We start from the raw sequence: 22,492 nt of genomic DNA, 5'->3' as shown, positions 1-22,492 counted from the left end.
TGAAGCGTGGTGGGGGAGTGACTCTCGGGTCGTGACTCGAAAGAGGGCGACGGATCAGTTCCACGCGATCGGGTGGACCCACACGCCCGGTTCGGGGCCTTGCGGGGCGAAGTAGACGAGGCCGTCGTCGGCGAGGGACGCGTAAGCGGTGACGTCGTCGGCGATCGTGGTGTAGAGGCCGGTCGCGGGATCGACGAGCTTGAGGTCGCGGGCGGCCGCGCCGAGGTAGCTCGAGCCGGACAGCGGCGGGCCGGCGAGTTGACGGCGCTCGAAGGCGAGGAAGTAGCGGCCGTCGGCGAGCGCGGCGGGGGCGGCGGTCGAGCGGGTCAGCAGCCGCTCGCGCGCGCCGGTGGTCAGGTCGACGCGCCAGAGCGTGCCGACGGCGGAGCCGCCGGGGTCGGCCTCGAAGTACTCGACCTGATCGCCGTCGACGCGGCGCAGGGCGACGGTGACCTGCGGGCCGCGGTACCACTCGCGCAAGCGGCCGCCGATCGGGTCCCACAGCGCCAGGACGCGCTCGGGCGCTTCTTCGGTGAGGAGGATGACCTGGAGGTCGCGGAAGCCGAGGAACCGGCGGTGCTCGGGGATGGTGAAGGCCTCGGCGTCGGCGGTGCGCACCAGGGCGACGAGGACGCGGCCGGGGCCCGGCAGGGCGAGCAGGCTGCCGTCGGCGCTGGGCTGGACGCCGCCGAGGTCGCCCTCCTCCGGGTCGCGCCACCACGACTTTTGCGTGAAGTCGTTGACGGCGAGCGCGAGGTCGTCGCCGGTGGCGAAGTCGTGGACGTAGATCGTCTCGGCGAGGTCGTCGCCGAGCTCCTGCCAGATCATCCTGTCGGGCTGCGCGAGCGGGTGGAAGTGACGGACGCCGGTGAGAAGGCGCTCGCTGTCGCCAGTGAGGAGGTCGAGGCGGTGCAGCTCGCCGTCGTCGCGCAGGACGTGGCGCCGGGTGTCGTCGCCGTCGATGCGAACCTGCTGGACGAACTCGCCGAGCGCGACGGCGGGGACGTCGGGGTCGCCGTCGTGGCGGTAGAGGGTGTGGGTGGCGCCGCCGATGCCGGCCGCGTAGGCGCCGTGCTCGCTGGCGTGGCGCTCGACGTGGAGGACGAACGGCAGCTCGCTGAGGCCCCACTGCAGGCCGCCGAGCTGCTCGGGCAGGCCCGGCACGGGCCGGGGCTCGTCGTCGCCGGCGATGTCGAGACGGTCGACGAGGTAGTGAGTGCCGAGCGCGTCGTTGGCGTAGGCGATGCGCCCGGCGTCGGTGGTGATCGCGTAGGGGTTGTGGAGGCCGGGCGCGAGCGAGGGGAACGGGGCGAGCTCGCCGGTGCAGCGATCGAGGCGCCAGTAGGTGCGCCGGGGATCGTCGAGGCGATCGAAGGTGAAGAGGAGGTCGTCGCCGAGGACGTGGAGGCCGTACCAGGCGTCGGGGGCGGCGACGAAGCCGGGCGGGGCGGCGACGATGCGCGCGGGCTCGGTGACGCTGCAGGCTTGGGCCAGCACCTCGGGGTCGTGGCTCGTGGGCTCGCGGCAGGCGAGCAGCGCGAGCGCGGCGATGGCAGACCCAAGGGACATGGTCGAACGGACAGATGAGTGCGCGGGCTGGGACGTGGGCCTACACGTCGGTCGCGCGGCGGCGATCGTCGGGCCCGATCGGGGCATGATCGCGGTCGGGCCGACGGGCCAGTCCGGGCTCACGCGGCCGGCAGATCGGCGGCCGCGGACCGCGGCGGCCGCCGCACGCTCGTCGGATGGAGACGCCGCGCGACGCAGGCCAGGCGGAGGTGTCGACGAGCGCACACCTCGAGGGTGACCCGCGTGCGCCCGCGGAGCAAGCCGCGCGCGAACGCCCGAGCTGGCGCCAAGTGCAAGGAATGGCCGCAGAAACGACGACGGCCCGCCCCTTGCGGGTGCGGGCCGGGCGGCGAAATCGACGGGCGAAGGCTAGCGATCGCGGTCGGTGGCGCCCATGCCCATCTCGGTGATGTCGACCTTCATGCCGCCGGAGGGCTTGCTGAGCCACGAGCCGACCGACTTGTAGTGGACGCCGAAGGCCGCGCAAGCCGCGAGGAAGATGAAGAGGAAGTAGGCGATCGAGGCCGGGTTGGCGACGACGTGGACGAAGCGCAGCTGGAGGTTGATCGGCAGGTTGCTGGCGCCGCTGGCGAGGCCGAACACCAGGACCAGCGCACCAAAGGCGATCATCATCAGGCTGTAGATGTTGGTGTGCGTCCAGCGACCGACCTGGCCGCGGTCGTCCTGGCGGAACCGCTCGAGCGCGAAGCGGATGATCGGGTGGGTGATGAGGTAGAGCGCGGCGAACATGCCGTCGAACACCTTCACCGGCAGGAGCGCGTAGAAGATCGTGAACTGGATCAGGTGGGCCGTCAGCGCGTAGAGCTGGGTCGGGTGGATCTTCACGCCCTGCAGCTCGGGGCGGAAGCGCAGGACCTTGGAGTGCGGGCTGGTGTAGGCGACGCCGAACCGGCTCTCGGTCGGGCGGCCCCAGCAGCAGCCGTAGACGTAGCAGCCGAGCCGGGCGATCGCCTCGCCGAGCGGCATGCAGAAGCCGGCGGCGTCGAGCAGGGCGAGCAGGCTGATGTTGTTGAACAGCGAGTAGCCCGCGAACGCCATCATGCCGCCGAAGATGCCGCCGTGCAGCATGTAGCCCGGCTTGAGCAGGGTCTGCAGCGGCTTGCGGAACAGCTCGCGCCACTCGAGCAGGATGCTCGTGAGCCGCGAGACCATGAGGATCGAGGGGATGGCGAAGAACAGGTAGAACGCGGCGATCTGGGCCGTGTCGGCCCCGACCATGCCCATGTACCAGGTCGCCGTGGCGACGCCGACGAGGAAGGCGAGGCCGGCGATCATGCCGTAGGTGACGAAGATCCAGTCACCGGCGCGGAACAAGATCGTCTTGTTGTGGAAGTCGCGGAGGAAGGCGAGAAGCCCAGTCCGCGGAGCCTCGAGCTCGACGCTTGCGTGGCGGGTGGTTCCGGACATGATTCGCGGCAAGGTACCCGCAGGCGCACCAAGGCTCAAGTCCACGGCCGAAGCGCTCCTTCGTCGGGGGATCCCCTGAGGGCCAGGATCCACGGTCGGCCTTTATTCCCGCGACGTCGCCCGCGTAGCCCCGAATTCGTCACCGAAGCGTCACGCGGACGCAGCCACACGAGTGACCTCGGTCACCGCCTGCGGTTGTTACACGCCTGTCCAATAAGCCTGGTCGCGCGGCCACGCCCGGGGTCAAAATGGCGCGGGCTGAGCTGTCCCTCGGGACATGTGATGCGGCGGCGACCGCGGGGAGCCGAGAACCGGGAGAAAAATGATGTGTCCTCGGGGACAGATGAAATGGGAGACGGATCGCGGCGCGCGCGGCGGTGGAGCCGAGGACGGCTGCAGAGGCCGGTGAGGGGGGAATAGATGAGATGTCCGAAGGGACAGGTGATTCGGAGGCGATCTGGGCTGTCCTTGTAGACAGGCGGAAAAGTCGCGGGCGAGCGCCCAGTCGCGGACGACACAGATGCGGAAGGGTGAGCTGGCCTCGAGGACAGGTAGCGAAGCGAGGCCCACCCGTGGGGGGCGAAGGAGACAGAGCGCGAGCGGCGTTGCGAGCCCAGCCGAGACCCATGCGGCCTCGAGGACAGCGAGGCGAGCCGTTGGGCCGGAGCACGCAGAGCGACAGGGCTCGTCGCGGAGCGGCGGATGTCCGCGGGGACAGGTGAGGCGAGCGCGGGCGTGAGGCTCGTGCTCGTCATGCTGTCCTTCGGGACAGGCGGCGAGGTGCGCTGCTACGGGGCCGTGCCGGTGGAGGCGCGGCGCGTGACAGCGTCGAGCTCGCCGAGGCGGCGCTCGAGCCGGGCGCTGAGCGGCAGGCTGGGGTCGCTGCGGGCGGCCTGGAGCTCGCGCCAGATCTTGCGGGCGTCGGTGAGGAAGCTGATCGAGGCGTCGAGGTCGCCGGAGGCGAAGGTGGCGGACGCGGCGGCGGCGAGGGCCTCGGCGTGGGCGAGGGTGTCGGGGCCGACGTCGGCGATCGCGTCGTCGTAGAGCTTGCCGGCGGCGATGACGGCCTCGATCGGCTGGTCGACGGCGATCAGGATGTCGACGGCGAGCACGCCGTCCTCGAACACGGCGAGGCTGTCCTTGTGGACAGCCATGGCGCGGCGCACCGACTCGAGCGCCTTGTCGGGCTGACCGAGGCCGAGCTGCTGGCGGGCGAGGCCGCGGAAGGCGTCGCCGGCGAGGCCGGGATCGCGCGTGAGATCGAGGGCGCCGAGGGCCTCGAGGTTCTGCCCGCGCGCCTCGGCGTAGCGCTGCTGGGCGCTCAGCAGGGCGCCGTGGAGGATGTGCCAGCGGGCTCGCTCGGCCCCGCTGGCGCTCGGGCCGAGGCGGTCGAGGTCGCGGGCCAGCCGCTGCAGTTGCTCGAGCGCGGCGGGCTGGTCGTCCTGTCGCAGCGCGAGCTCGATGGCGAGGGCGCGGAGGGCGTCGCGCCCGGGATCGGGGCCGGCGTCGGCGGCCTCGGCGAGGCGCGGCACGAGCTCGGCGCGCACGACGTCGACCAGGCCCATCGCCGCCTTCTGCCGCAAGATCGGCAGGTCACTGATCGCCGTGGGCTCGGAGCCCGAAGGGTCGAGCACCACGGCAGGCGCCGCGCCGGCGCGCGCCCCGGCCTTGCAACCGGCGAGGCCGGCGGCGAGGACGAGGACGGTGGCGAGGCGAGCGAGCACGAGGGAGCGGGCGGGCGTCATTCGGAGTAGTACGCGCGGCCGTGATCGAGGCTGTAGCCGACGGTGGCGAGGCGCAAGCTGCCCTGGTCGAGGGTGAAGGGGTAGGTGCGGCTGACGCTCGGGGTCCACACGGTGAGCTGGCCGGTGACGGGGCCCTGGCCGGAGATCCGCGAGACCTCGATGGCGAGGGTCTTGCGCACGGTGCGGTAGTGCAGCTCCTCGGCGCCCGGACCCTCGCCGACGAGGATGTCGGCGGGGCGGAGGGCGCTGAGGCGGCGGCCGGCGGCGTCGACGACGGCGATGTCGACGTCGCCGGCGCCGGTGAACGTGAGGGTGGCCCGCAGGTCGCCGCCGCCCGGCAGGTCGGGCGCGTGCGGCCGCAGGGTCCCGAGGTCGAGGTCGCGCAGGGCGCGGGTGAGGTCGGTCGAGCGCGCGGTGGCGGCGTTGAGTGTCTCTCGGGCCATGTCCGTTTGACCCTGTCCCGAGAGGCAGCGTGCGAGCTCGACGCGGTAGGTCGAGCGCGCCGGGTCGATGCTGACGAGGGCGCGGCGGTGGGCGCAGCTGCGGGCGAGGTCGCCCTTGCTGGCGAAGGCCTGGGCGAGCTGCTGGTGGATGGTGCGGTCGAACGGCTTGACCTCGGCGGCGGAGGCGTAGGCGCGGGCGGCCGCGGGGTCGGAGCGAGCGGCCAGCAGGTCGGCGACGGCCATCAGCGCGGGCGCGTGGTCGGGGTCGGACTCGGCCCAGGCGCGGGCGTAGGTGAAGGCGTCGGTGGCCCCGGCGCGGATGGCCGCCTGGACCAACTTGCGGTGAGCGGAGCGGCTGGTCGGGTCGGCGTCGACGCTGCGGCGCAAGGCGTCGATCTTGGCGAGGGTGGCGGCGGTGGGCGCGACGCCGGGGCTGACCTTCCAGACAGGTTTGGGCGCACGCGGGCGCGGGCCGTAACCCTTGCCGCTACCGAGGGCGCCGCCGGCGATCATGTCGCCGTCCCAGCTGTCGGCGGCGTCGCCCTTGGTCTTGGCGGCCTCCTTCTTGGCGGGGGAGGGGGCGGGGGCCGGAGGCCTGGTGGAGGCGGCCTTCTCGGTGGCGGGAGCGTCCTCTTCGAGATCGATCGGGGCCTCGGCCTCGCTGACCTGGCTCTCGGCGTTGTCGCGGGTGCGGCGGCTCTCGCCGGCGTCGGCCAGAGCGTCGTCGAGAGCCTCCTCGGCGGCCTTGCCCCGGCCGGGGCGCGAGGCGGCGGCGGTGTCAGGCGTCGGCGAGGGGGCCGGCGGCGGGGCGGGCTCGGCTGCGGGCGGGGCCTCGGCGCGCGAGCTGTCCTTCGGAGCAGGTTGCACGGGGGCGGGGGCGGGCGCGGTGGTCACCGGGACGCCGCCGGCCGGAGCCTTGGGGTCGGCCTTGCCAGGCTCGATCGCGCCGTTCCAGCCGGTGGTGCGCCCGGACTGACGCACGACGTTGAACTCGCGGAACATGGCGTCGTTCTCGAGCACGAGCAGCGCGGTGTAGCGCGACAGCACGGTGTACTGGCGCGAGAGGTCGATGATCTCGGCCCGCGCGGCGTGACCGCGATCGGCGGTGAGGGCCTCGATCTCCTCGCGCGCCCAGGTGCGCGGGAGGTGGGCCCGGCGCGAGGCGTCGGGGCCCGGCACGGCCTCGAGGTCGACCTGGATGCTGTCCGAAACGACATGTCCGTCGGGACCGGTGGCCTGGATCGTCAGCGGGCCGTGGACGGGCTGGCTGAGCTTGCCGACGAGGGTGATGGTCTCACCGGGGCGGATGCCGGCGATCTGCTCGGGGTGGGCGTAGACCATGCCCTGCGGCAGAGAGAGGTCGACGTTGCGGGCGACCGGGAGGGCCGCGCGCACGCCGAGCTCGCGCGCGAGGCCGCGGAGGTCGTCCTTGGCGTCGGCGCGCAGGAGGTCGCCGCCGGTCTTGCGCGCGAGCGCGGCCAGGACGGTGAGGTCGGAGCGGGCGCCGAGCGCGACGGCCTGGACGCGGGTGCCCTGCAGCGGGCGCTCGACGTCGCGGAGCAGCTCGTCGGGGGCGAGGGCGCCGGCGCTGGGGCTGCCGTCGCCGAGGTAGATGATGACGCGCTCGGCCTGGCTGGCCCTTGGGTCAGCCGAGGCGGAGCCGAGGGCCCCGGCGGCGGCGCGCATCATGCCGCCGATGTCGCTGGCGCCGGCGAGGGTCTGGGTGTCGAGGAAGCGCTCGGCGTCGGCGAGGTGAGCGCCAGTCGCCGGGCCGAGGCCGCCGGGGGCGACGTCGCAGGCGGCGTCGCAGGCGAGCACGGTCATGCGGTCGCCGTCGCGCAAGGTGGCGGCGGTCGACTGCACGAGGCTGCGCGCGACGGTCCACAGGTCGGGGGTGGTGCTGTGGCTGCGGTCGAGGACGAAGGCGACGTGGCGCGGGCGATCGCTGGCGGCGAGCTTGAGGTCGGGCTTGAAGGCCAGCATGAAGTAGGCCTGGCCGTCGCGGTCGAGGTGGGTCTCGGTGTGGACGCGACGCTCGCCCGCGGGCAGCGGGATGTCGACGCCGAGGTCGTGGACGGGGCGGAACCGCTGCGACTTGGTGGTCAGCTCGACGCGATCGCCGAGGTCGCGCCGCTGCAGCGCGGCCATCGGCGTGACGAGCTCGCCGGTGGCGGGCAGCTCGGACTTGTCGACGGCGATCGAGAAGGCGAAGTTCTCGATCTCGGTGCCGCTGGCGCCGCTGCTGGCGCCGGTCATCGGGTAGCGGTAGCGCAGGTCGTCGCCGACGACCGGGAGCACCTGGGTGTAGCTGAGACGGATCTTGCGCTCGCCACGGCCGGGGATCGGGAAGATCTTGAGCTTGAAGATGTTGCCGCGCTCCCACTCGAGCAGGGCCGGGTCGCGCGGGATGGTGGCGTCGACGATCTGGCGGAAGATCTCGCGGGCGCGCTCCTTCTCCAGCATCTCGGCGGTCATCCAGGTGTTGCCGACGAGCAACTGGAGGCCGGAGATCGAGGCGTCGGCCGGCAGCGGGAACCGGTAGGTGCCCTCGAGCACCTCCGCGGCCTCGTTGTAAAACGTCTGCTCGATCTCGGTGCGGGCGATCCGGCCGGAGATGGCGACGTTCACCTTTTGATCGACGAGCGCGAGCTTGTAAAGCTCGGTCTGGGTGCCGGCCCGGCGCGCGGTCAAGCTGCCGACGCCGGCGGGCACGGAGTCGGCCATGCGCGCGGCGACCTCGAAGGCGCGCGACCAGGCGGTGTCCTCGAGCGGGCGCATGCTGATCTCGGGCTGGACCGGCTGCTGCGGGGCGAGCGGGGTGTCGACGTGGGCGCCAGGGCCGAGCGGGACGTCCTGGCCGGCGGTGCGCAGGCGGGCGGACCCATAGACCACGTCGTAGCTGTGATGGTCGCCGCGGGCGAGCACGCGGGCCTCGCCGGACGAGACGTCGAGGGTGTCGGCGCCGGCGCGCAGGGCCAGCGGGGGCTGGTCGGCGGCGACGATGGCGACGAGCTCGCCGCGGTCGAGGCTGACGGCGCGGGCGTGGGGGCCGTCGGGGAGGGTGAGGCGCGTGTCCTCGTTGATCCGCAGCACAGTGCCGCCGTCGAGGCGGAGCTCGACGATGGTGCCGCGCGGGACGACGAGGACCTGGCCGGCGCGCAGCTTGGCGCCGGGGCCGAGGAATGTCCCTTCGGGCAGGTCCTCGGTGCGGGCGCCGGTCGGTCCGGAGACGTTGACGAGCTCGGCGACGGGCTCGCCCTTGGGGTCTGCCGGGGCGACGGGGGTACCTCCGGGGCCGACAGGGCCCTCGGTGGCGGCTGGCGCCGGCGGGTTGCAGGCGGTGACGAGCGCGAGGGACAGGGTCGAACAGAGGAGGCGTCGCGCGTGCGGCATTGGGTGGCTCCGGCGGGGCGGGGAACGTCCCTGGGGTGGGGGTGGTCTCGCCCGGCGCTGGCCCCGGAAACGCAGGGCAGCGCGGCATCCTTACACAGTCGGAAGCGCCGCGGGAGGCGCCCGGGCCGGGCGAGCCCGCGCGCGGACGCCCGCAACATCGTCAGCCCGTGATCCGTGCCGGATCTCGCCAAGTAATAGCCAGGCGGGGCGATGTTGCTTACTGTTAGCGCCCCATGGCTCCTGCGAAGGAAGTCTTCCTCGCGCACGCGGACAATCCGGCGTACGACCCCACTGTGGCGGAGCTCCGCCGCAGCTTGACCGCGGCCAAGCAGGAGGCGCTGGAGAAGGCGCGCACGGTCGCGCAGGACGAGCTCAAGCAGGTGATGCCGATCCTGTACGAGCGGATCGTGGTGACGACGATCCAGATCGCGGCCCACGTCGGCCTCGGCGTCGGGCTGGCGCTCGAGGCGATCGACGAGGCCCGCAGCCACACCTCGCTGTCGCTGTTCTCGCGGGAGATCCGCGAGATGATGACGGAGACCGGCGTGTCGCTGAAGCGGCGCCACTCGAACCGCATCGCCAAGCTGGTGGCCGAGATCGAGGCGCAGCGGCTGGCGTGGCGCCACAACCACGAGTTCCTGTCGTGGCTGGCGTTCCGCCGCGACGACCCGCGCTACCCGCCGCACGACCGCCGCGAGCGGCTCGAGGCGTTCAAGCTGCAGCACCGGCTGCTGACCAGCCGCGACGCGGTGATCGCCAAGCTCGGCGGGCCGCTGGCCGCGGCGCTCGAGGGCCACGACCGCTTCATGCTGGCCAACCGCTGGCGGCTGTCGCCCAACGCCGAGCACTCGGTCGAGCGCTACTCGTGGCCGCTGCTGTCCCTTCAGCCAGGTCCGGTGGTGATGCTGGAGTTCGCCCGCGTGGAGTACGACGCGTTCATCGACGCCGGCGGCAACAAGGATCAGGCGCAGGCGCTGCTCAAGAAGATCGCGGCGGCGGTGCACGAGCAGCTGTCGTCGGCGCTCGAGCACCTGCCCGAAGACGCGCGCTCGGGCCTCATCGCCTGAGCCGCGGGCGAGCCGAGCCTGTCCTTCGCAGCATGTTCATCGGGACATGCGCGCTGGGGCATGTCCGTTCGAGCATGTTCGTTCGGGCACGCCCGCCGGCGGTCCTCACCCGCGGGTGTCGGGGCAGCCGGGCGGCAGCGACACGCAGGGCTCGCGCGGGTCGTCGGCCGGGCAGGCCTCGTCGAGGGCGGCCCAGAAGGTCTCGTCCTCGTCCCAGCCGTCCTCGCGGGCGACGTCGCCGAGGCACAGGTCGATCATCTCGAAGCGGCGCGGCAGCTCGTTGACCGGATAGGCGGCGAGGTTGGTGCTCTGACAGTAGCCGGCGCGGCACTCGAACGCGTCGGGCTCGACGAAGAAGTTGAGCTGCGGACAGTCGGTGTCGGCCTCGCACACGATCATGCGGCTCCACTCGTCGACGAACTCCTACGCGCCGTAGCCGCCCGGGATCACGCAGGCGCCGTCGATCGAGATGAAGCGCGACCACGAGTAGCCGTACCAGGGATCGTAGTCGCGGTCGCAAGCGGGCAAGGGGGCGGAGCCGGAGATCCGCCGCACCTCGCAGCCGGTGTATTGCGTGCAGTCCCAGCCGAACACGGCGCCGCTCTGATCGGTGAGCCGCTTCGGGTTGAGCTCCTCGACCGGATCTTCGCCGATGATGCAGGCGGCCGCGAGCAGCGGGAGGACCGCGAGACGTCGCATGGCCGCATCCTAACACGGGCGCGGCGAGGTGCAGGCGGGCGCCGGGGCGCCGGGAATCAGCGGGCGAGCGCCTTCAGCCCCGTGGGTCGCGGCAGCCCGCGGGCAGGCTGAGGCACGGGTCGTCGGACCCGCCAGGGCAGGCCTCGTCGATCGCGGCGGCGAGCTCGGGCGAGGCCTCGTAGGGCTCGTAACGCGGGGTGTCGCCGAGGCAGATCTGCTCCATCGCCCAGCGATTGGGCAGGTCGTCGAACAACTCGGCCTGGGCGGAGTTCTTGCAATAGCCGGCGTTGCATTCGTAGGCGTCGTTGCCGATGACGGGGCAGTCGCCGTCGGCCTCGCAGACGACGAGTCGGCCGAGCCGCGGGAAGCTGACCCAGCCTTTCGAGTCGGCGCACACCGCCGACAGCTCGATCAGGTGGCCCCACGAATAGCTGAAGGTGGGCTCGAGCTCCGGCCCGCAGTCCTCGACCGGGGCCGGCGGCGAGTCCTCCAGCCGGCTCAGCCGGCACTTCATGGCTTCGTCGCACTCCCAGCCGAACACCGCGCCGCTCTGGTCGGTGAGGACCTCGGGCTGGACGAAGGGTTCGTCGTCATCTCCGCCGCAAGCGGCGAGGAGGGTGAGCGAGAGGACGGCCGCGGGTGTTCGCATATGCCGAGGGTTACACACGATCCCGGCGGCGCATTCCCGTCAGTGCACGCGGTCGAGCCGCTCGATGAAGGCGTTGATGTCGATCGGCGGCGGGATCTTGGCGCCCTCGAACTCGTCGCGGGCGAGCACCGCGTGCGAGCGGGCGTGGTCGTACTCGGCCAGGCGGGCGTCCATGGTCGCGGCGAAGAAGTAGCGCAGGCCGCGGCGCATGAGGTCCTTCTCGAGCTCGACGTCGACGAGGAGGGCGTCGCGGCACACGGTGATGAGGTCGTTCTCGGCCGGCAGGGTGACGTAGGCCTCGAGGTTGTCGAGCGCGCGCTCGAGCTTGTCGGTGACGAGCGGGCCCTCGAGGAGGATCGACGGGAAGGCGGCCTGGAGCTGGCGGATCGCCGCGCTCTGGCCGTCGGCGGCGAGGGTCATGCGCGTGAGCCCGAGCAGCGACGGCAGGTGGGCGCCGTCGAGCTTGCGCGCGGCCTCGTAGAAGCCGCGCGCGGCCTTGAGGTCGCCCTTGTTGCGCGCGACCTCGCCGCGGAGGAACAGCGCCTGGGCCTGCTGGTCGACGTCGCCGAGCTTCTTGTAGTTGGCCTCGGCCTCGGCGGCGTGCTTGTCGGCGGCCGCGAACTCGCGCTGCTCGAGGGCGATGACGGCCAGCATGGTGGCGATCGTCGGCTCGTCGTAGCCGCCCTCGCGAGCGAGCAGCAGGAACGGCTTGGCGGCGGCGCCGGAGTACTCGCCCATCTGCACGCCGGCCCACAGGAACGCGAGGTCGGGGGTGAGGTGGTTCTCGGCGGCGAGCGCCGCGAGGTCGCCCTTGAGGATGCCCTGGGCCATCTCGGCGACCTCCTTCGAGGCCGGGCAGCGCGCCACGTAGGCGGTCGCGCGCGCGCGGGCGATCCGCGCCTGGGTCTGGAGGATCGGCTCCTTGGCCGTGAGCGCCGCGTCGAGGTTGGTCAGCATCGCCTCGACCGCGATGTCGCCGGGGCCGAGCTTGGTGTCCTCGCTGTAGTCGCTCTTGCGCGTCGGCGGGGTCTTGATGTCGAGGTCGACGAGCCGCCAGGCGACGCCGCGGATGCACACGGTGAAGTAGAGCGCGGCCAGGTCGGCGCGGGCGACGGTGATCCAGTGGCGGCCCTCGCTGTCGGCCAGGGCGGCGAGCACGTCGTCGGCGCTGCGGGCCTTGCCGTCGCGCAGCAGCTTGCTGGCCTTCTCGAGCGCGGTGACGGTGGTGGGGCCGGCGTGCGAGCGGGCGGCGTCGACCAGCGGGGTCAGCGCGAGCCACTCCGGCCACGAGCCCATGGCGACCTGCGCGGCGCCGGGATCGGGCCCGGCGGACGGGCGGCCCTTGCAAGCTGTCCCGAGAGACAGGCCGAAGGCGAGCGCGACAGCGAGGGCGGAGCGGCGGAGCGGCACGGCTGCGAAGGGTAGCGCGCGGGCGCTCGCGACCCGGGGGCCGGAGGCGTGACGATCTTCACGGAGGGGCCGGGCTGTAAGCGGCGCGGGGAGGGGGGCGTTCGGGGCGCGAGGGCCGGAGAACGGCCCGTTCGGGCCCCGGCGGCGTTCGGGGCCTGCGGAGACAGACGACATGCGACGACCCACTATCAAGTCCTTCGGCCTGATCGCGACCCTTCTCCTCGGCACGGCGGTGTTCGCCTGCGGACCAGGCGTCGCCGAGGCCCACCGGCCGTGGGGCGATTCGGGGCAGATGGTGGCGCCGCCGTGGGGCCAGGAGGTGTCGCTCTCGATCGAGAGCGGGTACGGCGGGACGCTGCCGACCTATCAGCACCGCGGCTCGATGTTCGTCGCCGGGCAGATGGGCGAGCGCTACAACATCCGCGTCCGCAACAACTCGGGCGAGCGCGTCGAGGCGGTGGTGACGGTCGACGGGCGCGACGTGGTGAGCGGCCAGCTCGGCAACTACAAGACCCAGCGCGGCTACGTGCTCGAGCCCTACGGCTCGGTGCTGATCGAGGGCTTCCGTCAGTCGCTGGACCACGTGGCGGCGTTCCGCTTCACCGACGTCGGCAACAGCTATTCGGGGCGCTGGGGCACGCCGCAGCACGTCGGCGTGATCGGGGTGGCGGTGTTCAAGGAGCACCAGCCGCGCCGGCCGCGGACCCCGCCGGCGCCGATCGCCACGCGGCCCTACTACGAGCCGTTCTACGGCGACTACGACACCAGCAGCCGCGCGGGCGCGGCCGAGGTCCGACCGGCGCCGGCGCCGGCCGACGCGCCGGCGGCCAAGCGGGCCGCGTCGGCGCCCCCGAGCGGCGGCTACGCCCAGGAGCAGGCGCTCGACGACGGCCGTAGCGCGCGGCTCGGCACGCAGTACGGCGAGACGACCCACAGCTCGGTGCGCGAGGTGACGTTCGAGCGCCGCGCCAAGCGCCGGCCCGACGTGATGATGACGGTCTACTACGACAGCGCCGAGAACCTGCGCGCCCGCGGCGTCATCGTCGATCCCTACGTCTCGCCGCCGCCGCCGCACGACCCGCGGCCGTTCCCGGCCAGCAGCGAGCGCCACAACCAGTACGCCCCGCCGCCGCCGGCCCGCCGTTATTGATGACCCTTCGGGCATGACCCGAAGGGCATGCCGTGAAGGACAGGTCCTTGTGGACCTGTCCTTTTGCGCATGTCATCCGGGCCAGCCGAGGAAGTGGCGGCTGAAGAAGCCGAGGCCGGCGCTGGTGGCGTTGGCGAGCAGGGCCCACAAGAAGGCGCGGCGGAGGCCGCAGCCGCGCAGCAGCAGGGCCTCGACGACCACGGCGAAGGTCTCGGCGACGATGAAGTAGATGGTGTAGCGGTGGGCGGTGACGAACGGCCAGTGGTAGCCGAGATCTTCGTAGGCGCGCGAGTAGAACACCCCGAAGAACACGAACCACACGTAGGGGTGCGTCAGCGCCGAGGCGAGGAATCCGAGCCCCAACCGCTGCGGCCGCGAGAGCCTCGGCGCCTGGTCGGGTCCGCCCAGCGCTCGCAGGTAGATCGGCACTTCCACCAGCTGGGTGAAGGCGAAGGACCAGAACCAGCGCGCGACCATCACGTGCGCGCAATGTACCAGTCCGCGCCGCTCCTCGGGGAGATAACGCGGTTGTGGCGCGCGGTCCCGGCTGTTATGGTCCGCCCCGCCGGCCGCCTCGGCCGCAGGAGCGAATTGCCCATGAAGCGCCTCTCGATGCCCATCGTGTCCTTGTTGGTCGCTTTCGCCGCGGGTTGCGGGGTCGGTCCGCACGTCGACGACTTCAACGAGTCCCTGGTCGCCAAGGAGCTGGCCGAGTGCGGCTGCACCCCCAACGAAGAGGAGTGCCGCGAGGACGCGCCCCCCACCGCGGGCGAGCAGGCGTGCGTCGAGGCGCTGTTCAAGAACGCCGAGGGCAACTACGAGGCCCAGCTCGACTGCCTCACCGCGGCCAACAACCGCCTCGCGGGCTGCCTCAACGGCAAGACCTGCACCGACCTCGCGCGCCTCGGCTGCGGCGTCGATGCCCTCGACGACATCGAGGACTGCCCCGACCTGCCGAACGACATCGCCAACGAGCTGCGTCAGTGCCTGGATTGAGGCCCATGCGCCGCGCCGAGCTGGCCGCGCACATCGACCACACGCTGCTGCGCGCGACCGCGACCGCGGCGCAGGTCGAGCAGCTGTGCCGCGAGGCCGCCGAGGGCGGGTTCTTCAGCGTATGCGTGCAGCCGAGCCGGGTCGCGCTGGCCCGCCGCACGCTGGCGTCGCTGGGCGCGGGCGCGAAGGTGTGCACGGTGATCGGCTTCCCGCTCGGCGCCAACTCGCCGGCGATCAAGGCGGCCGAGGCGGCGCAGGCGCTGGCCGACGGGGCCGAGGAGCTCGACATGGTGATCGCGCTCGGAGCCCTGCGCGACGGCGATGAAGCGGCTGTCCTTTCGGACATCCAGGGAGTGGTGCGCGCGGGCGACGGGGCCCACCTGACGAAGGTGATCCTCGAGACGGCGCTGCTGGAGCCGCACGAGATCGACGTCGCGTGCCGCCTCAGCGTGGCCGCGGGGGCGCGGTTCGTGAAGACCTCGACCGGCTTCGGCCCGGGCGGAGCGACGGTCGCGGCGGTCCAGCGCATGCGCGCGGCCGTCGGCCCGGACGTGGGGGTCAAGGCCAGCGGCGGGATCGCCGACGCCGCGACCGCGAGGGCCATGCTGGCCGCCGGGGCGTCGCGCCTCGGCGCCAGCGCGTCGGTGGCGATCGTCGCCGGCTGGGACGAAGATGTCCCCTTCGACAGGGTCGTCGGGGCAGGTCAGGAGCAGAGATGACGCAAGGCTACGAGTCCGCCACCAACGTCCGCGACGCCGAGGGCCGGCAGTATCACATCGCTCTCGCGCCTGGCGAGGTGGCCCGCCACATGATTTTGGTCGGCGACCCCGAGCGCGCGCGCCGGGTCGCCGGCAACTTCGAGAAGGTCGAGCTCGAGCGCTCGAACCGCGAGTTCGTGACGATCACGGGTGTGCATCAGGGCCTGCGCGTCAGCGTGATGGGCACCGGCATGGGCGCGGCCAGCACCGAGATCGCGATCGTCGAGCTGTGCCAGTGCGTCGAGCGCCCGGTGATGATCCGCTGCGGCAGCACGGGCGCGCTGCAGCCGGGGATGTCGCTCGGCGATCTGGTGATCTCGCAGGCGGCGCTGCGGCTCGAGAACACGACGCGGTTCTACGTCGAGGACTCGTACCCGGCCGTCGCAGATCCGCAGGCGGTGATGGCCCTGGCGGCCGCCGCCGACGCGATCGGGCACCGCTACCACGTCGGCGTGACGGCGACGTCGCCGAGCTTCTACGCCGGCCAGGGCCGGGCGGTCCAGGGCTTCGCGCCGCGCGAGCCCGACATCGTCGATCGCCTGGCCCGCCAGGGCGTCAAGAACCTCGAGATGGAGACGGCGTGCCTGCTGACGCTGGCGACGCTGCGCGGGTTCGTGGCCGGGGCGGTGTGCGCGGTCTATGCGACCCGCGCCGACGACGTGTTCATCTCGGCTGGCCAAAAGGACATGGCCGAAAAGGCATGCGTAGCGACCGGCCTGGGCGCGCTGCACCTGCTCGACGCGATGGAGCAGGCCCGCGGTACGCGGCCGATCTGGCACCCGGGCCTCGAGCTGAAGACTCCGCGCTGAGGTCATGGACGCGAGCGACGCTCGCGTCCGTCTCCGCGTCGCGACGAGCTCAAGGCGTGGAGCCGGCGGCAGTCATGGCGGCGTCGAAGTCTTCGTCGCAGATCGAGAAGATCTGCGGGGCGCCGAGCATCGAGGTGGCGAGGCCGATCAGGCGGGTCGGCGGGATGGCGGTGATGTTCGCGTCGTCGGCGGCGACGCAGCCGGCGGCGATCCCGAACAGCTCCTGCTGGTCGGGGTCGGGGTCGTCGGCGTAGACCAGCGGGACGGTCCCGGTCTCGAAGCCATGCGGGACACCGGCGAGGGCGAACAGCCCCACGCTCGCGCCGCCGGTCTTGGTGGCCTGGATGTCCTGCAAGAGCTCGACGTACTCCGAGATCGGGCGCAGCACGGCCTGCGCGGGATCGGCGGCCACCGTCCCGTCAGCGGCGAAGTCGACCGCCTCGCAGCTCGCGTAGGTCGGTCCGGGACCGTCGCACTTCACGCCGGCGTTGAAGCAGACGGCGCTGGTGGCGTCGGGGCGATCGGGATTCTCCCAAAAGGTCTTGTTGGTGGTGAAGATGTCCTTGAACTCGTGCCGATAGCTGCAGTCGGCCTCGTCGGTGACGATGATGATGCGCAGGTCGGCCTCGGGGCGGAGGAAACCGTAGTTGGTCTGGCTGTCGCTGGTGAGTGCCAGGGTCAGTGCGAACGACATCGCTTGCAGCGGCGACTCGAAGCCGCAGCCGGACACGCCCTGCGGCAGCGCGCAGGCGAGCGCGTCGGCCAGGCTGGTGCCGACGTTGAGGTCGCCCCCGGTGCGCTCGATCCAATTACGCGGCTTCGGAGCGGGGTCGAGTGCCGTGGACGTCGGAGCGACGGTGAAGTCGATGGCGGAGAGCGTGCAATGATCGGTGCACGCGCTCGAGAAGTCCTCTTCGTCGAAGATGAAGTCACCCTGGTCGATCGCGTCGACGCATCTGCGCATGACGAACTTGCCGCCCTCGGGGGTGGTCTGCGCGGCGGGGCAGCGCGGGTTGCCGGTGTCGGTGGTGGTGACGGCGATCCGCAGATCCTGGCCGTCGAGCCCGGCCAGCAGGGCGGGGATGCTCTCGACCAGGCGCTCCTGGTGACGGGCCATGTTCCCGGAGTTGTCGATGACGAACAGGATATCGACGGCGCTGACCGAGGGCACCTCGCCGGTCGAGGCCTCGGTGGTGGGCTCGCTGTCAGAGCCGGCGGAGGGATCGGTGGTCGACGTCGGGGCGGTGGTGGTCGTCGCGCTCGAGTTGCCGGGTCCGTCGCCCGTGGTGGACACGGTGCCCCCGTCGGTGTCGGCGCCGGTGAGCGTGACGCCGTTGAGCTCACAGGCGCCGACGAGGGGGAGGAGCAAGGAGAGGCTGAGAGGTAGGCGTGTCATTGACCGGGCGATGGCCGCCGGTCGTCGGACCCGTGAGACGATTTGCAGGCCGCGGTCGCGCGCTCGCGCAACGGTGATTGTGGGTAGTCGGCGAGGAAGGCGTCGACTTCGCGGCGGGCCTCGTCTTCGCGCCCGAGCAGGCACAGCGCTTCGAGTCGGCGCAGGCGGGCCTCGGGGACCAGCGAGCCGCGCGGGTGGGCCGCGAGGTAAGCGTCGGCGTGACCGAGAGCGGCCGCGCCGTCGCCGTCGCGCACGGCCTGGGCGGCGGCGCGGACGGCGGCGAGCTCGCGCGCGAGGTCGATCTCGGCGGCTGGCTTTTCGGGCATGGTGGAAGGGACAGGTCGCTGGACGCTCGCGGCCGTGGGCGGCGCGAGCGAAGGGCTGTCTTCGGGGACAGCTCGCGGCGTGGAGGCGGTCGGCGCGGGCGCGGGGACGGCGAGGCTCTGCGGGCGCGCGTCGGGCTCGTGCTGGTAGGGCGCGGCGGCGCCGAGGTCGCGACCGCGGGCCGAGAAGCGCTCGGGCCAGACGAAGCGAGCCACGAGCAGCGCGGCGGCGGCCGCGGCGAGCAAGCCGAAGGCCCAGGTGCGCGCGGCGGAGGCAGGGGCGGGCATCGGTGCCTCGCCAGCGCCGAGGACGGGCGCGGGCTCGCCGGCGTCGATGCGCCGCAGGAGCTGCTGCCAGTTGTCGGCGGCGGCCTGCGGCGACGGGGCGTGCCGCTCGCGATAGCCGAGCAGGAGGTCGCGCGAGTCGTCATCGTGGCTGGCCATGGGTCCTCCGCAGTTCGGGGGCGAAGCGTCGCACGGCGCGATCGAACAGGGCGCGCGCGGCACGAAGTCGCGAGTAGACGGTGTTGAGGTTGGCGTCGGTGGCGGCGGCGATCTCGGGCGCGGTGAGGAACTCGAGCTCGGCGAGGACGAAGACCTCGCGCTTGTCGTCGTCGAGGGTGGCGAGGAAGCGCTCGACGAACGCGGCGGCCTCGGCCTGCGCGAGCGCCTGGTCGGGCGTGACGGCGGGCGTGGGTTCGGGCACGGCGCGTAGCCTGCGTTCGGCCCGCGCGGTGCCGCGGCGCAGGTCGGCGGCGACCCGGCGGGCGATGCCGTACAGCCAACTGCGCATGGAGCTGCTGCGGTCGAAGTCGTCCCAGCGGCGGTAGACGACGAGGAAGACGTCCTGGACCTTGTCGTCGACGGTCGCAGGCGGGACGCCGAAGTAGCGGAGGATCCGCCACACGAAGTCGTGGTGTTCGCGGAAGACGACGGCGAACTCGGGGCCGACCCCCGAAGGACCGGACCGCGCGGCGAGCGGAGGCATGTCGGGCGGGCATTGGCCGCCGGGCTCGCGGTCCGTCACGGGATTCTAAGCTGCAGGCCGAGGACGGCGCGGAAGGCCGCAGGGTTGGCGCGAAACGCCGATCCGACGCCGTCCAGGACGAACTGCGGGCGCACCAGCGGGACCACCGCGTCGACCCCGAGGGTGACCGCGAGTCGCGGCGCGACGGGGACCGCGAGCTCGGGCCCGACGACCACCGCGAGCCACGGCTGCGCGCGCGTACGCGCGGCCTCGACCCCGAAGCCGGCGCCGAGCAAGGCCCCGGCCTCGAGGCCGCCGCAGCCGCCGAGCTCGAGCCGCGGCCGCAGCCCGGCGACGCCGCAGGCGCGGAGCGTGGCTGTCCACAAGGACAGGCGTGCACCGGCAGGCTCGGCCGGGTCCGGTCGGGCCTCGCGCGGGGCCAGGCCGGCGAACCCGAGCTCGACGCGGAAGCGCCGGCGCATGACGCCGAGCGCGAGCGCGAGGCCGCCGGTCGGGCCAGACAGGCTGCCCTGGTCGAACACGCCGGCGAGGCGCAGCGAGGCGCGCAGCGGGTCGGGCGGGGGCGACGTCGGGGCGGGCGTAGCGAGCGGATCGTCGCCCGCGGGCGGCGTAGCGAGTGGGTCGTCTCCCGCGGGCGCGAGCGGCGAGACGGGGGCCGTGGGCGGGCCCTCGACGAGCGCTGGGGCTGACCCCGGGGACATGGTCGATGGGGCAGGTGCTTCACGCCATGTCCCATCGGACAGGGGATTCGGAGGGGCGAGACTCGGGGACATGTTCGATGGGGCATGTCCTTCACGCCATGTCTCATCGGACTCCGGCGGCAGCACCGGCGGGACCCCGGCGGCGAGGCTGGGGTCGACGGCGGTGGCGACGATCTTGGCGGCCGCGTCAGCCAGCACCTGGCATCGGCGATCGCGGAGGCTGCGGCGATCGAGGCCGGCGCCGCTCTGCAGCTCGAGATCGAGGCGGAAGCCGCGGGGCTCGCGGACGACCACGGCGCGGGCGCGGACGCGCCGCGAGGGGTCGACCTCGGCGGGCCGGCCGAGCAGCCGGGCGGTGGCCGTGACGACCGCGTCGGCTCCCGGGCAACCTTCCGGGGCCAGCCACTCGAGGTCGAAGCCCGCGGGCGCGAGCGCGAGCACGAGGGCGAGGGTGGAGGCAGGCGCGGGCACCACGGCGGAGAGTAACGAGTCCGCCGCTCGCGTGCACCCGGGCTCACCGAGCCGTACCAGCTCGCCGGCGACCGTCAACTTCGTCACCACGTACGTGTCGTACGCGTACCCGGCCGGCGCGGCGATCAAGGCGATCAACGACGTCGAGATCTTGCCGCAGTGATTTCGGCTCGGCGTCACCCGTGCTCGAGGATCTGGCGGGCGCGGGTGATCGCCTCGGGGGTGCCGGCGAGCGCGAGCACGTCGCCCAGCGCGAGCGGGGCGTACGGCGCGGGTGAGGTGTCGGGCGTCGACGGGCGGCGGACCGCCATCACCGTCGCGCCCGAGCGCTGGCGCAGCTGCAGCTCGGCGAGCGTGTGACCGATGGCGAAATCGCCGGGGTCGAGGCGCAGCGGCGAGAGGTCGGGGAAGCCGGGCAGGAGGTCGCGCACGCCCGGCAGCGGTCGCTCGGCGCTGCTGCCCTCGTAGCTCTGCTTGGCCAGCATGGCGACGATCAGCTCGGTGCCGGCGCGCACGTGGCCTTGCAGGTTGGCGAGGCTGCGCCAGCCGTCGTAGAGCAGCACCACGGCGATGAGGCCGAGCACGAACAGGATCGTGCTGAGCGGCACGAACGGCTGGGCGATGGCCACCAGCGGGCCGCTGACCGCCAGGCAGAGCGCGACCTCGAGGGCGACGGTGAGGGCCCGACGCGGGGCGGCGCCGAGGTCGGGGCCGTCGTCGACGTGCGCCGGCACGACGATGCGCGCCAGCGTGCGCGCGACGGCCCGCAGGTGGCGCAGCACGCCGAGGAAGAACAGGCCGCCGACCACCAGCGTCAGCGTCAGCCACACCACGTCGACCAGTGACGGCGGCAGGTGGAAGCGGTCGGCGAAGAACTTCACCACGTCCCAGTGGATCAGGTGCGAGCCGGCCGCGCTGGCCATCAGCAGCGCCGCGTCGACCACCAGCAGGATCACCGGTCGGCGCACCCGGCTCCACACCGTCACCGTGCGCGGCGCCGTGCGGAGCTGCTCGATCCACGACTCGTAGAACTCGACGAACGTCTGCAGCCGCCCCGGCAGCCGCCGCTCGAGCGCGTGGGCCAGCCGCTCCGAGCGGCGCACCAGCAGCGGCGTGGTGATCTGCGTCAGCAGCGACACGCCGACCACCACCGGGAACATGCTCTCGTCGAGGATCCCGGCGGCGATGGCGAAGGCGGCGATGATGAAGGAGAACTCGCCGTTCTGGGCGCAGCCGAGGCCGGCGCGCACGGCGTTGGAGAGGCCGTTGCCGGTGAGGAAGGCGCCGGTCGACACGCCGACGACCTTGCCGACGATGACCACGGCCGTCAGCGCCAGCACCAGCGGCCACTGGGCGAAGATCTCGAGCGGGTCGGAGTGCATGCCGACCGACACGAAGAACACCGCGCCGAAGATGTTGCGCAGCGGCTGCACGTGCGGCTCGAGCCGCTGCCCCTCACCCGACTCCGACACCAGCATGCCGGCCATGAAGGCGCCGAGGGCCACCGAGTAGCCGGCGGCGGCGGCCAGCGAGGTCATGATGAAGCAGACCGCGACGCTGGCGATCAGCAGCGTCTCGGGCCGCTCGTGGGCGGCGGCGCGGCGGATGAAGCGGGGGATCACGAGCAGGCCGAGCGCCAGCAGGGCCAGGAGGAAGGCGATCAGCTGGCCCACCGACCAGGCGAAATCGCCGGCCGACACCCCGCTGCCGCCGGCGACCGCGGTCAGCAGGGCGAACACGAGGATCGTGAACATGTCGTCGAACACGAGGATGGCGAACGCGAGGTCGACGAAGCCGGCGCGCTGGTGGTGCTCCTCGAACGCCTTGGCGGCGATCATGGTCGACGAGCTCGAGATGCAGGCGGCGACGAACAGCGCCTGGAAGCGGTCCCAGCCGAACAGGCGCGCGCAGCCGAAGCCGAGCGTCATCATCAGCGCGACCTCGAACAGCGCGGTGAGCCCGGCGGCGGGGCCGATCCTGGCGATCTTCCGCAGGTTGAACTCGAGGCCGATGCTGAACATCAGCATGATGATCCCGAACTCGGAAAGATCGTGGGTCAGCATGCCGCTGTCGCGGGCGACCTCGATGCCCGGCACGTACGGCCCGATCAGCACCCCGGCGAGCACATAGCCGAGGACCGGCGGCTGCTTGAGCCGCTGCGAGATCATGCTGGTGACGGTCGCCGTCGCCAGGATGACGCTCAGGTCCTGAATGTAGTGGACGACGTCGCCGGCCATGAAAGGTGGCGAGGTATAGCGCTGCAGGCCCGGCGAGCGCGCCGCCCGGAGCGGAGCGCTCGCTGCTGCCGATGCATCGGCCCATGCGACGAGGCGGCCGAACGGGCGCGCAGGGGGCGGACTCGCAGCGAAGCCAAACGAGGGGCCGCCAGCTCGCGGCGCGCAGGCGGCAGCGGGGCGGCTGAGGCCGCCGCGATCGGCTCGCCGGGGGGTCTGGGGGCCCACGGGCGCTCGCGCGCGAGCTCGCGGACTTTCGCCGG

General features: G+C 72.7%; 20 protein-coding genes. 6 read left to right on the top strand and 14 right to left on the bottom strand.

The features are described from left to right. Positions 1-54: 54 nt before the first annotated feature. From POL25_RS09955 to POL25_RS09940, 4 genes are all read right to left on the bottom strand, one after another. Positions 55-1,569 carry a hypothetical protein gene (locus tag POL25_RS09955; protein WP_272085700.1) on the bottom strand — a complete coding sequence of 505 codons (1,515 nt, stop codon included), beginning with the start codon at positions 1,567-1,569 and terminating at the stop codon, positions 55-57. A 369-nt stretch (positions 1,570-1,938) separates the two neighbouring features. After that, entirely contained in the window at positions 1,939-2,997 is a 1,059-nt protein-coding gene (locus tag POL25_RS09950; protein ID WP_272085699.1) for a prolipoprotein diacylglyceryl transferase, read from the bottom strand. A gap of 788 nt (positions 2,998-3,785) precedes the next feature. Further along, positions 3,786-4,742: a tetratricopeptide repeat protein gene (locus POL25_RS09945; RefSeq protein ID WP_272085698.1), complete on the bottom strand. Its 957-nt coding sequence runs from the start codon at positions 4,740-4,742 to the stop codon at positions 3,786-3,788. Then, positions 4,739-8,578, bottom strand: coding sequence for a VIT domain-containing protein (locus POL25_RS09940; protein WP_272085697.1), 3,840 nt, complete (start codon positions 8,576-8,578; stop codon positions 4,739-4,741). The genes POL25_RS09945 and POL25_RS09940 overlap by 4 nt, the downstream gene beginning before the upstream one ends. Positions 8,579-8,811: 233 nt before the next feature. Here POL25_RS09940 and POL25_RS09935 point away from each other — a divergent pair, with 233 nt between their 5' ends. Continuing rightward, positions 8,812-9,645 carry a hypothetical protein gene (locus tag POL25_RS09935; RefSeq protein ID WP_272085696.1) on the top strand — a complete coding sequence of 278 codons (834 nt, stop codon included), beginning with the start codon at positions 8,812-8,814 and terminating at the stop codon, positions 9,643-9,645. A 105-nt stretch (positions 9,646-9,750) separates the two neighbouring features. Here the strand turns inward: POL25_RS09935 and POL25_RS09930 are convergent, their stop codons facing one another. The 4 genes from POL25_RS09930 to POL25_RS09915 form a co-directional block, all read right to left on the bottom strand. After that, positions 9,751-10,044, bottom strand: coding sequence for a hypothetical protein (locus POL25_RS09930; protein ID WP_272085695.1), 294 nt, complete (start codon positions 10,042-10,044; stop codon positions 9,751-9,753). Positions 10,045-10,068: 24 nt separating this feature from the next. Next, positions 10,069-10,344, bottom strand: coding sequence for a hypothetical protein (locus tag POL25_RS09925; RefSeq protein WP_272085694.1), 276 nt, complete (start codon positions 10,342-10,344; stop codon positions 10,069-10,071). Positions 10,345-10,417: 73 nt separating this feature from the next. Further along, positions 10,418-10,993: a hypothetical protein gene (locus POL25_RS09920; protein WP_272085693.1), complete on the bottom strand. Its 576-nt coding sequence runs from the start codon at positions 10,991-10,993 to the stop codon at positions 10,418-10,420. Positions 10,994-11,032: 39 nt separating this feature from the next. Next, positions 11,033-12,403: a tetratricopeptide repeat protein gene (locus POL25_RS09915; RefSeq protein ID WP_272085692.1), complete on the bottom strand. Its 1,371-nt coding sequence runs from the start codon at positions 12,401-12,403 to the stop codon at positions 11,033-11,035. A gap of 172 nt (positions 12,404-12,575) precedes the next feature. Between POL25_RS09915 and POL25_RS09910 the strand changes: the two genes are divergently transcribed. Continuing rightward, positions 12,576-13,553, top strand: coding sequence for a hypothetical protein (locus tag POL25_RS09910; protein ID WP_272085691.1), 978 nt, complete (start codon positions 12,576-12,578; stop codon positions 13,551-13,553). Between the two features lie 72 nt (positions 13,554-13,625). Here the strand turns inward: POL25_RS09910 and POL25_RS09905 are convergent, their stop codons facing one another. Further along, positions 13,626-14,033: a hypothetical protein gene (locus tag POL25_RS09905; protein ID WP_272085690.1), complete on the bottom strand. Its 408-nt coding sequence runs from the start codon at positions 14,031-14,033 to the stop codon at positions 13,626-13,628. 117 nt (positions 14,034-14,150) lie between these two features. Here POL25_RS09905 and POL25_RS09900 point away from each other — a divergent pair, with 117 nt between their 5' ends. Genes POL25_RS09900 through POL25_RS09890 form a run of 3 tightly spaced genes read left to right on the top strand, consistent with a single transcriptional unit; the run spans position 14,151 to position 16,116 of the window. After that, positions 14,151-14,549, top strand: a complete 399-nt coding sequence (locus tag POL25_RS09900) for a hypothetical protein (RefSeq protein WP_272085689.1) — start codon at positions 14,151-14,153, stop codon at positions 14,547-14,549. A 5-nt stretch (positions 14,550-14,554) separates the two neighbouring features. Beyond that, positions 14,555-15,268: a deoxyribose-phosphate aldolase gene (gene deoC, locus POL25_RS09895; RefSeq protein ID WP_272085688.1), complete on the top strand. Its 714-nt coding sequence runs from the start codon at positions 14,555-14,557 to the stop codon at positions 15,266-15,268. Next, positions 15,265-16,116: a nucleoside phosphorylase gene (locus tag POL25_RS09890; RefSeq protein WP_272085687.1), complete on the top strand. Its 852-nt coding sequence runs from the start codon at positions 15,265-15,267 to the stop codon at positions 16,114-16,116. The genes deoC and POL25_RS09890 overlap by 4 nt, the downstream gene beginning before the upstream one ends. Positions 16,117-16,165: 49 nt before the next feature. On the opposite strand, the gene POL25_RS09885 is transcribed toward POL25_RS09890, so the two are convergent. The 4 genes from POL25_RS09885 to POL25_RS09870 are packed head-to-tail and all read right to left on the bottom strand — an operon-like array spanning position 16,166 to position 19,995. Further along, positions 16,166-17,485 carry a hypothetical protein gene (locus POL25_RS09885; RefSeq protein ID WP_272085686.1) on the bottom strand — a complete coding sequence of 440 codons (1,320 nt, stop codon included), beginning with the start codon at positions 17,483-17,485 and terminating at the stop codon, positions 16,166-16,168. 23 nt (positions 17,486-17,508) lie between these two features. After that, on the bottom strand, positions 17,509-18,279 hold the full coding sequence (locus POL25_RS09880; RefSeq protein WP_272085685.1) for a tetratricopeptide repeat protein: 771 nt from the start codon (positions 18,277-18,279) through the stop codon (positions 17,509-17,511). Next, complete coding sequence (locus POL25_RS09875; protein WP_272085684.1) at positions 18,263-18,862, bottom strand: RNA polymerase sigma factor; 600 nt, start codon at positions 18,860-18,862, stop codon at positions 18,263-18,265. Before POL25_RS09875 ends, POL25_RS09880 begins: the two co-directional genes overlap by 17 nt. Next, positions 18,859-19,995, bottom strand: coding sequence for a hypothetical protein (locus tag POL25_RS09870; RefSeq protein WP_272085683.1), 1,137 nt, complete (start codon positions 19,993-19,995; stop codon positions 18,859-18,861). The genes POL25_RS09875 and POL25_RS09870 overlap by 4 nt, the downstream gene beginning before the upstream one ends. Positions 19,996-20,026: 31 nt before the next feature. Here POL25_RS09870 and POL25_RS09865 point away from each other — a divergent pair, with 31 nt between their 5' ends. Further along, on the top strand, positions 20,027-20,158 hold the full coding sequence (locus POL25_RS09865; protein WP_272085682.1) for a hypothetical protein: 132 nt from the start codon (positions 20,027-20,029) through the stop codon (positions 20,156-20,158). 13 nt (positions 20,159-20,171) lie between these two features. Here POL25_RS09865 and POL25_RS09860 read toward each other — a convergent pair whose 3' ends face one another. Continuing rightward, complete coding sequence (locus tag POL25_RS09860; RefSeq protein WP_272085681.1) at positions 20,172-22,232, bottom strand: cation:proton antiporter domain-containing protein; 2,061 nt, start codon at positions 22,230-22,232, stop codon at positions 20,172-20,174. Positions 22,233-22,492 lie beyond the last annotated feature (260 nt).

It is taken from the genome of Nannocystis bainbridge, assembly GCF_028368995.1.
Lineage (GTDB): Bacteria > Myxococcota_A > Polyangia > Nannocystales > Nannocystaceae > Nannocystis > Nannocystis bainbridge.
The sequence above is the reverse complement of the archived record's forward strand: the minus strand, read 5'-3'. Positions and strand labels throughout refer to the sequence as shown.